The sequence below is a fragment of the Polaromonas jejuensis NBRC 106434 genome, from assembly GCF_001598235.1.
Lineage (GTDB): Bacteria > Pseudomonadota > Gammaproteobacteria > Burkholderiales > Burkholderiaceae_C > Polaromonas > Polaromonas jejuensis.
In genome coordinates this window covers 456,874-466,533 of sequence record NZ_BCYO01000001.1, presented here as the reverse complement: position 1 = coordinate 466,533, position 9,660 = coordinate 456,874, and the positions used below count along the sequence as shown (strand labels likewise).

Here is a 9,660-nt window from a genome sequence, read left to right as displayed (position 1 = left end):
TTGCCAAGAAGTGCCGCCATAGTTCAATGGATAGAACGAGTGCCTCCTAAGCGCTAGATACAGGTTCGATTCCTGTTGGTGGTACCAGCGCCGTCTTCCCGCCAGGGATTCGCTATTAATTCAATAGCTTCATGCGCTCTATCCATATGGGCTGCAGCCTGATTCATCTAACAGACAGCTTGTTTTGGCCTGTTTTCAGAGCCGCTCGGCGCCTGTGTCGCGGCATCACGGTCCCCCTCGTCCCTGGCGCGATTCGCCTCATCGGCACTTCCGGCACCGCTTTCCACCCGCATTCTCTCGAACTCAGCCAGATCGGCAGCAGCCAACGGCTGGTTGCGGCGCACCATGCCGATGCCGGCTATAACATCGCAAGGCAGAGCGCCAAGGACAACCACTAAACCTACCGATGCGGGGAGCCTGAACCATGTCTGACGATGCATCCGAAATCTACCTGACCTACCTGAACCATCCCGACGTTCAGGCGCTGGCCCTCACCAACGCGGAAATCATTGCCGCGGTGGAGCAGGCGCTGCATGCGCAAGGCAACCAGCAGACCACGATCGAGCCGCGCATGCACCTGGTGCCGGAAAAGGATTACCCGGGCCACTTCAATGTGCTGCGCGGCTACATCCGCCCGCTGGGCCTGGCGGGCGTGAAGGTGGTGGGTGACTTCTACCGCAACTATGAGATCGGCCTGCCGTCCGAGCTGGCTGTTCTCAACCTGTTCAATCCGAAGAACGGCTCACCCATCGCCATCATCGACGCCTCGGACATCACCGACATGCGCACAGGCGCGATCACCGCCCTGGGGGCGAAATACCTGGCGCGAAAAGATTCCAGGGTGCTGGGCCACATCGGTGCGCGCGGCACGTCTTACTGGAATGTTCGCCTGCTCGACTCGATCTACGACTTCGACGAGATTCGCGTGCACTCTCGCCGGCCCGAAAGCCGCAACGCCTTTGCCGCCAGGCTTGAAAAAGACCTGGGCAAAAAAATCACGGTCACCGATGACTGGGAATCGTGCGTGCGCGGCGCCGACATCGTGGTCGAGGCTTCGCGGCTCGAAAAGCCCGAACCCCTGCTCAAGACCGAATGGATCAAAAAAGGCGCCTGCGTCATTCCCTACGGCACCATGAGCGCGGTCGAGCTGTCGCTCACCGACATCATGGACAAAATGGTCATGGACGACTGGGGCCAGGCCAAGGCTGGGCCTTTCGGCGCCCTGCGCGCTCATGTGGACGCCGGCAAACTGTCAGAGAAAACGCTGTATGCCGAGCTCGGTCAGATCGTCGCGGGTCTCAAGCCAGGCCGCCAGAGTGATGACGAAACCAACCTGTTCTGGCACCGCGGCCTCTCGCTGTCGGACATTGCATTGGGTGCCTTCATGCTGGAGAAAGCCAAACGCATGAATCTTGGACAGCAGTTGCGCTTCCGTTGATACAGGAGCCAAGCCATGAATGTCATGCCGCCTTCCGAGGAAAGCGCCCAGCCGGTTGCCAACGCCCGCATGTACTCGGCGACTCCGTCGGTCAAGGCCGACTGGAAACAGCTGCTCGCCTGGGCGCTGGCGCGCGCAGGCCTGCCATGGAACGTGATCGACTACGATGCGCCGGCGCCCCTGTCGGCGCTGTGGGCGCGCAATGACCTGGGCCTGGCCATGATGTGCGGCCTGCCCTTTGCGCAGCGGATCAATGAGGCAAGGCCGCCCACCCTGGTCGCCGCGCCGCTGCCGTCGCCGGCCCGCTACGGCGGAAAACCGGTGTACTTCACCGACATCGTGGTACGCGCCGACGCGCCTTACCGCACACTGGAAGATACTTTTGGCGGCGTGGTCGGCTACACGCTGGCCGATTCCATGTCGGGCGGCGTTGCGCTGCGCCGTCATCTTGAAAGTTACCGCACGGCTGCGCGACCACGGCTTTACCGTGAGGCAGTCGGCGACCTGATCCATGCACGCGGCGTGATCGAGGCGCTGGCCACGGGCCGCATCGACGTGGGTCCGCTGGACAGCTATTACCACGATCTGCTGCGGCGCCATGAACCGGGCTTTGCCGCCCAGGTGCGCATCATCGCGAGCACCCCTGCACTTCCCATCCCCCCGCTGGTGGCAACTGCCACCCTGCATAAAGACGAGCTCGCGCGGCTGCGCGAGGCCCTGCTGGCAACGGCCGCGGCGCCGGAACTGGCGCCGGTCATGGAACGTTTGTTGCTTGCAGGCTTTGCGATCCCCGATCCCGCCGACTACCGGCCCCTGGCGGCCATGGCTGCCGCGGCCGCTACGCCTTTCGAGGAGCTCTGATGAAACGTTTTTTTGCCAGGCAAGATGATAGGCACGAAGTCATAAGAACTGTTAATGTCGGCCTTTCCTGCAGCAACCCTCGCCCGGAGATCATCGTGACCATTCGCAAACTTTTGGCCTTTTCTGCATTGGCGCTTGCCGCCGTGGTGCCGCTTGCCTCTCAGGCCCAGCAGGCGGTTCGCGTGGGCTCCAAAAACTTCACCGAGCAGTTTGTACTGGCGGAAATTTACGCCCAGTCTCTGGAGGCGGCCGGCATCAAGACCGAGAAAAAGCTCAACCTCGGCGGCACGCTGATTGCGCAGAAAGCCATGGAAGAAAAGCAGATCGACTTCTACCCCGAGTACACCGGTACCATGCTGCTTGCCGTGCTGAAGCAGGAACCCATGACGGACGCCAAGGCCGTCTATGACAAGGTGAAAGAGGCCTACGCCAAGATGGGGTTTGTGGTGCTGAACCAGTCCAAGCTCAACAACGGTTACGTCATGGTGGTCCGCAGCGATACGGCGCAGAAGTACAAGCTGGAAACCCTGTCGGATCTGGCCAGGGTCGCCAAAGACCTGAAGATAGGCGCCGGCCCCGAATTTCGCGATCGCAAGGACGGACTGCCCGGCCTGAAGGCCAAGTACAACATGGTGTTTGGTGAAGACTTGCAGATGGCCATTGGCCTGCGTTATCAGGCACTCAAGAACGACCAGATCCAGGTGGTCAACGGTTACTCCACGGACGGCATGATCAGTGCCATGAAACTGAAGCGGCTGCGGGATGACAAAAGCCTGTGGCCCCCGTACTTCGTCGTGCCTGTGATTCGCCGGGAAACACTGGAAGCCAACCCGAAAATTGGTGACGTCCTGAACCGCGTCAGCGCCTTGCTCGACGAAGCCACGATGGCACAGATGAACTACCAGGTCGACGGGGAGAAGCTGGAACCCAAAGAGGTGGCACGCGACTTTCTCAAGGCCAAGGGTCTCGTCAAGTAGTGCCGTCGGCACACCAACGCATCAACGCATGAAAGCTGCCGCGTCATGACAATTGAGGTCGGCGAAAAGTGGGTGGGAATCGACGATCTGGTGCGTGTGGCGCGCACGGGTGAGTCCGTCTTGCTGGCAGCTGGCGCGCGTGCGCGTGTCGTTGCGGCGCGTGACGTAGTCATGCGTTTGTCTACATCCGGCCTGCCCATTTATGGCCTCAACTCCGCGCTGGGTGCCAACACCGGTGCGGTGCTGCCAGAAGGTGATCTGGAAGACTACCAGCGCAGGGCCGTACGCGCCCGAGCAGTGGCCGTCGGGCCGGCCTATGAGCGGTCTTCCGTTCGCGCCATGCAGTTTGCCCGCGTCGCCGGCATGGCACGCGGCGGGTCCGGGGTGTCACCCGATGTGCTGGATGCCTGCATCGCGCTGCTGAATCATCAGGTGCACCCGGTGGTGCCGCGCTTCGGTTCCATTGGCGTGGCCGATCTGCCCCAGCTGTCGCACCTTGCCTTGCCACTGTTCGGCGAGGGTGAAGCCGAATTTGGCGGCGAAGTCCTGAGTGGCAGCGTCGCGCTTGAGCGTGCCGGGCTCAAGCCCGTGAAACTGGGCGCCAAGGATGGACTGGCACTGATCAGCGCCAACGCAGCCACCACGGCGCGTGCCGCGCTGGTGCTGCACGACGCGACGGCTGCACTGAATGCCTGGCTGGCAGCGGTAGCGCTGGGCTACGAGGGCTTTCGGGCCAACCTCTCGCCGCTTCATCCCAGCGCGGTCGCGGCAAGACCCGCCACGGGCCAGGTGGAGGTCGCGAAGCAGTTGCGCGCGCTTCTCAAGGGCAGCGCGCTCCTGACGCCGGGTTCTGCCCGCCGCGTGCAGGATCCGGTTTCCATGCGTGTCGTGGCTCAGGTGCATGGCGCTGCCCAGGGTATGGTCGACTTGGCCAGGACGCAGGTCGAGGTGGAGTTGAACAGCGCCGCTGACAGCCCTCTGGTTCTGGCCGACGAAGGCGTCATGCTCTCCAATGGAAACTTTCACGTGCCGGCATTGGCACTGGCGCTGGACGCCTGCGCAATCGCATTGGCACAGTGCGCCAGCATGTCCGTGGCCCGCTGCCAGCGCTTCATGTCACCCGCGCTCACGGGCCTGCCCCTGCAATTGACCCGCCACGGGCCGGCCCACTCCGGCTTTGCCACGGTGCAAAAGACCCTGACAGCCCTGTGGGCCGAGATACGGCTGCGCGCCAATCCCGGCTCGCTGGACTACATGCCTGTCTCCGAGGGGCTGGAAGATCATGCGTGCATGGCCCTGGGCGTTGCAGAAAAACTGGACGAGCTGGTAGAGCGTGTACGTTATCTCATTGCCATCGAGCTTCTGGTTTCCGCCCAGGCGGTGGACCTGCGTGAACTTGACGAAACCCTCATGGGTGAAGGCGCACGCCGGACCTACAGGCAAGTGCGCGACCTGGTTCCCGTGCTGGACGAGGATCGCCCGCTGGGTCCGGACATCGACCGCGTTCAACGCGCTGTCGCTGCGGGTCTGTTCGACCCCGCTCAAACCTGAGGCCGCGTGAAACCACTATGAAATGGTTCCTGCGCAACTGGACGGATATCGCCTACGCATTGTGGGAGCATATTGCCATCTCCCTGACCGCGCTCACGATTGCCTTCGCCCTGTCGCTGGCCATTGGCATCGTGGCCGCCCGGCGTGAACGGCTGTACGGCACGGTCATGACCATCTCCGGGTTTCTGTACACCATCCCGACGCTGGCCTTTCTCGCATTTTTGATTCCCGTCGTCGGGCTGGGCCGTGCCAACGCCATCATCACCATGGTGGCGTTTTCATTGATGATCCTGATCCGCAGCGTGGCGACCGGCATTCGGGAGGTTCCCGCCGACGTGATCGATGCCGCGCGCGGCATGGGCATGAATACGGCCCAGATCATGCGGCGCATCGAGCTGCCGCTGGCCCTGCCCCTGATTGTGGCCGGCCTGCGCGTGTCGGCCGTCACGGTCATCAGCGTGACCGTGGTCGCCGCGTATGTCAATGCGGGCGGACTGGGCACGCTGATCTTTAACGGCATTGCCAGCGACCATCCCGCAAAAATATGGGCGGGTGCATTGACTGCCTGCGCCCTGGCAGTCAGCGTCGACCTGCTGCTCGCCCTGGTCGAGCGGCAGCTTAAACGCCGTCTTGCGGCCTGAACCGCAGGAATCATGATGCTCCTGGATGCCTGGCACTATATCCTCGCCCACCCGGCGCAGTTTTCACGGGCACTGGGCGTGCATATTGCACTGTCGGCGTCGGCACTGATGCTGGCCGCGCTGATCAGCATCCCCGCCGGCATTGCCGTTGCCCGGCGTGGCGGCCTGTCGCTGGCCGTGGTGAACGCGGCGAATGTCGGTCGCACCCTGCCATCGCTGGCCGTGCTGGCGCTGGTCATGCCGCTTCTCGGGACTGGCTTTGCACCGGCACTGTTCGCCCTGACGCTGCTCGCATTACCGCCCATCGTGACCCACACCATTGTCGGAATGCGCGGCGTGGACGCCGATGTCGTCGATGCCGCCGTCGGAATGGGCATGACCCGGTCAACCCTCCTGCGGCAGGTCGAACTGCCGATGGCCTTGCCGGTCATTTTTGCGGGCCTGCGCACGGCTGCGGTGCAGGTGATTTCCGGTGCTGTGCTTGCCGCATTCATTGGTGGCGGCGGGCTGGGTGACTTCATCACCGCGGGCATCGCGATGATGGCGATTCCGCAGTTGCTGGTCGGTGCCATCCCGGTCTCTGTGCTGGCGCTGGGCACTGACTTTCTTTTTGGCGCCTTGCAGCGCCGCATGACTCCCCAAGGGCTTCGCACTGCATGATTACACTCGACCGCCTCACCAAGACCTTCGGAACCAGCGCGCAGTCCGCGGTCGACGGGCTGTCGCTCACCATCAATGCGGGCGAAATCTGCGTGCTGATCGGCCCCTCGGGCTGCGGCAAGACCACCACCATGCGAATGATCAACCGCATGGTAGAGCCCGACTCGGGGCGCATCGAAGTCGGCGGACGGAATGTGACCCAAATCGACGCGGTGGAGCTGCGCCGCTCCATTGGCTATGTGATCCAGCAGGTGGGGCTGTTTCCCCACATGACGATTGGCGAGAACGTTGCCACCGTCCCGAAAATGCTGGGCTGGGATGCGCCGCGTATTGCCAGGCGCGTGGATGAGCTGCTGGCGCTGGTTGGCATGGAGCCTGGCCTCTACCGGGAGCGTTTTCCGCGTGAACTCTCTGGCGGGCAAAAGCAGCGCGTGGGCGTGGCACGGGCACTCGCCGCCGACCCACCGGTGATGCTGATGGACGAACCCTTCGGCGCCATCGACCCCATCACCCGCACCCGCCTGCAGGACGAATTTTTGCGCATCCTGCGCGAGCTCGGCAAAACCATTGTGTTTGTCACGCACGACATCGACGAAGCCATCCGCATGGGTTCGCGCATCGCCATCCTGCGTGCGGGAAAAGTCGTTCAGTACGACACGCCGGAGCGCATCCTGGCGCATCCGGCCGACGCGTTTGTAGAAGCCTTTGTGGGCGGCGATCGCTCGCTGAAGAGACTGGCGCTGCTGACAGCGGGCCCCTGCATGGAAGGCGGCATGCCCGCCGCCGGCGCACCGCACCTGGCACCCGCTACGCCCCTGCGCGATGCGCTGTCCGCCATGCTGGATGCCGGCACCGATGAGGCCGGCATTGTGGACACAAATGGCAGCCTGCTGGGCCGCGTCACCCTGCAGGCCATCCGCCAGGCGGCCGCTGTGGCAAAGCCATAAATCAGGGTGGGCATGGTGCCCGTTGAGGCGGCCCTTATTGCCGCTTCATGCGCAGCGCGCTGCAAGTGCCCGCCAAAGCGGCAAAGGCTGCAGCCAGCCACAGGGCGACGAGCGGTCCCTTGCCATCTTGCGGATCAAAAAACGCGAAGATCATGGCCAGCAACACCGCACCCAGAGTCTGCCCGGTCAGGCGCGCCGTACCCAGCATGCCGCTGGCGCCGCCGCTGCGGTGCGCCGGCGCCGAGGTGATGATGATGTGGTTGTTGGGCGACTGGAACAGGCCAAAGCCCAGGCCGCACAAGGCCATGCGCCAGACGATATCGGCATTGGCCGGTTGCGATGGCAGCATGGCGAGCAGCACCAGGCCCAGCGACAGCATGCCCAGCCCAGTGCCACCCAACAGACCGCCGGAATAGCGGCCGATCAGGCGGCCCACCAGCGGCGCCATGACCACGATGCTCAGCGGCCAGGCGGTCAGCAGCAAGCCGGCCTCCAGATGGCTGCGGCCATAGCTGCCCAGCAGCAGGAAAGGCAGGCCGACATACGCCAGGGTTTGGGCGCAAAAGGCGCCAATGGAGGTGCCCATGGACAGTGCAAAAACCGGGATGCGCAACAAGTCCAGCGGGAACAGCGGAACAGGCTGGGCCAACTGGCGCCGCACATAAATCACACCGACGACGATGCCTGTGGCGAGCTCTGCCAGCGCCAGCCAGAGCGGGGCACCCTGCGCCCCGCCCGGCGCCGCATCAACACGCACCCCAAGTCCCTCGACACCTATGAATATCAGCCCAAACATCAGGCCGTTCAACACCACATCGAGCAAGGAAAACCGTGCCCCCTCGGCCTTGGCCGGGTTTTGCGGCAAGGCGCTGCGTCCCAGGATCAGGCCCAGCAGGCCAAACGGGACATTGAGCGCAAACAACCAGGGCCAGGAGGCCACGGAAAGAATGGCCGCGGCAATGGACGGCCCCGCCACCGAGGCGATGGCCACCACCAGCGAGTTGATGGCAATGCCGCGGCCCAACAGCTGCTTGGGATAAATGAGCCGGACCAGCGCGGTGTTCACACTCATAAGCCCGGCCGCGCCCAGTCCCTGCAGCACGCGGGCGAGTGCCAGCATGGTCAATGAATCGGCCAGTGCACAGGCGACGGAGGCCGCCGTGAACACCGCCAGGCCTGTCAGATAAACGCGGCGATAGCCCACAATGTCGCCCAGCGTGGCCAGCGGCAACAGCAGCGCCAGCGTGGCGATCTGGTAGGCGTTGATGACCCAGATGGACTGGGCGGCAAAGGCATGGAGTTCGCGCGTGATGTCGGGCAGCGCCAGGTTGACGATGGTGCCGTCGAGCACGGCCATGACAATCCCGAGAATGATCACCACCAGCGCGCGCATGCGCTCACGCGCGGGCAAACCATCCTGAACAAGCATGCGGGCCTTTGGTAACAGTGGACGAGGAACAGGCACCCGCGATGACAGGCGCTGCAATGGGAACAATGAGGGGCTGGGTCGCTCCTATTTTATGAGCGCTGCCAAGAGATTTCAGGGGCGGGGCCGATGCCGCGAAGCCGCTGCGACGCCTTGAGATCGCGGACTCCAGCCGGGATGGCGGCCGCTGGATCATTCGGGCAAGCGGTGCCTCGCACTGGGGGCTCGCACATTCGCTATTGTTTTTATAGCTGACTACAGCCGTCCATCAGGGGCTAGAGGCAGAAACCGCCAAAAATACCGACGCCTGGCGCGCCAGCCGGGTCGCCCATGGGGCGATGGAGTTTCTGGAGAAATTTCGGGAAGCGCGGCCCGGGAAACGATCAAGTTTCAGTAGGCCGGCGGATTATCTGGAACAACCCGCAGCCAGCCGCTCGGGCAGCTTTGAATCTGGGGGTAATAACCGCTTGGGTTGGTGCAGTAATAACTGTAATTCACGGCAGGTGCCACATAAACCGGCGGATTCGGCGCAATGTACAGAGGATCGTAGTAGGGTGGCCAGAAAAACGGACCGCCGACGATGATGACGTTGGCATGCCTATGAAAATGGTGGAACCTGCCAAACTCATGGGAGTGCACGAACCCAGGGTGCTGTACAAACCCAGGGTGCTGTACAAACCCGGGGTGCTGTACAAAGGGATGCGCAAATCCCTGGTGCTGCCCCATGCCCCCATGCATGCGGCCCGAGTTGGGCGCCATCGCCAAACCAGTGCACGCCGCCCCTATCAGCGCGGCGGCTGCAAACCATGAAACCATAGTCCTCTTCACGGCAACGCCTCTTCCTGCTACTGCCTTTCAAGCATTCTTGGACTTTCGCCATCCCGCCCTCACTGTTGATACTGGTTGGATACGGTTCTCTGCAGGCTGTTCTTTGCGCGACTCGTGCAGATCAGTAAGGAATGAAACAAGTTGCATCAGTCTTCAAAAAATCACGCGCTGCCGGGTCGTGCTGCGGTAAAGACATGGTTTTTTAGGCCGCCGCTCGTTTCAAGATATCCAGGCATCGAGTGACGCACCCCCGGGGACAGTTTCTTGTACTTTCCGGGATTGGCCCATATGGTACGGGCGCAAGCAGCTATCGAATAAATAGCAACCTGCG

General features: G+C 62.9%; 10 protein-coding genes and 1 tRNA gene. 9 read left to right on the top strand and 2 right to left on the bottom strand.

Features of this window, described 5'->3' with window-relative positions:
• Positions 1–12: 12 nt before the first annotated feature.
• The 9 genes from PJE01S_RS02080 to PJE01S_RS02040 all read left to right on the top strand — a co-directional run bounded on the left by PJE01S_RS02080 (position 13) and on the right by PJE01S_RS02040 (position 7,075).
• Positions 13–87 (top strand) — tRNA-Arg (locus PJE01S_RS02080).
• Positions 88–131: 44 nt separating this feature from the next.
• On the top strand, positions 132–398 hold the full coding sequence (locus PJE01S_RS02075) for a hypothetical protein (RefSeq protein ID WP_068831459.1): 267 nt from the start codon (positions 132–134) through the stop codon (positions 396–398).
• A 26-nt stretch (positions 399–424) separates the two neighbouring features.
• Positions 425–1,438 (top strand): ornithine cyclodeaminase family protein, encoded by a 1,014-nt coding sequence (locus tag PJE01S_RS02070; RefSeq protein WP_068831458.1) that lies wholly within the window; start codon positions 425–427, stop codon positions 1,436–1,438.
• A 15-nt stretch (positions 1,439–1,453) separates the two neighbouring features.
• Positions 1,454–2,299, top strand: coding sequence for a phosphate/phosphite/phosphonate ABC transporter substrate-binding protein (locus PJE01S_RS02065; protein ID WP_068831457.1), 846 nt, complete (start codon positions 1,454–1,456; stop codon positions 2,297–2,299).
• Between the two features lie 95 nt (positions 2,300–2,394).
• Positions 2,395–3,276 (top strand): glycine betaine ABC transporter substrate-binding protein, encoded by an 882-nt coding sequence (locus tag PJE01S_RS02060; protein WP_068831456.1) that lies wholly within the window; start codon positions 2,395–2,397, stop codon positions 3,274–3,276.
• 45 nt (positions 3,277–3,321) lie between these two features.
• Positions 3,322–4,827, top strand: coding sequence for an HAL/PAL/TAL family ammonia-lyase (locus PJE01S_RS02055; protein ID WP_068831455.1), 1,506 nt, complete (start codon positions 3,322–3,324; stop codon positions 4,825–4,827).
• 17 nt (positions 4,828–4,844) lie between these two features.
• On the top strand, positions 4,845–5,468 hold the full coding sequence (locus PJE01S_RS02050) for an ABC transporter permease (protein WP_068831454.1): 624 nt from the start codon (positions 4,845–4,847) through the stop codon (positions 5,466–5,468).
• A 12-nt stretch (positions 5,469–5,480) separates the two neighbouring features.
• Entirely contained in the window at positions 5,481–6,128 is a 648-nt protein-coding gene (locus PJE01S_RS02045) for an ABC transporter permease (RefSeq protein WP_245660541.1), read from the top strand.
• On the top strand, positions 6,125–7,075 hold the full coding sequence (locus PJE01S_RS02040; protein WP_068831452.1) for an ABC transporter ATP-binding protein: 951 nt from the start codon (positions 6,125–6,127) through the stop codon (positions 7,073–7,075). Before PJE01S_RS02045 ends, PJE01S_RS02040 begins: the two co-directional genes overlap by 4 nt.
• A 34-nt stretch (positions 7,076–7,109) precedes the next feature.
• Here the strand turns inward: PJE01S_RS02040 and PJE01S_RS02035 are convergent, their stop codons facing one another.
• Positions 7,110–8,504 (bottom strand): MFS transporter, encoded by a 1,395-nt coding sequence (locus PJE01S_RS02035; protein WP_068831451.1) that lies wholly within the window; start codon positions 8,502–8,504, stop codon positions 7,110–7,112.
• A gap of 387 nt (positions 8,505–8,891) precedes the next feature.
• On the bottom strand, positions 8,892–9,317 hold the full coding sequence (locus tag PJE01S_RS24250; protein ID WP_084389301.1) for a mitochondrial large ribosomal subunit protein uL15m: 426 nt from the start codon (positions 9,315–9,317) through the stop codon (positions 8,892–8,894).
• Positions 9,318–9,660: the final 343 nt, after the last annotated feature.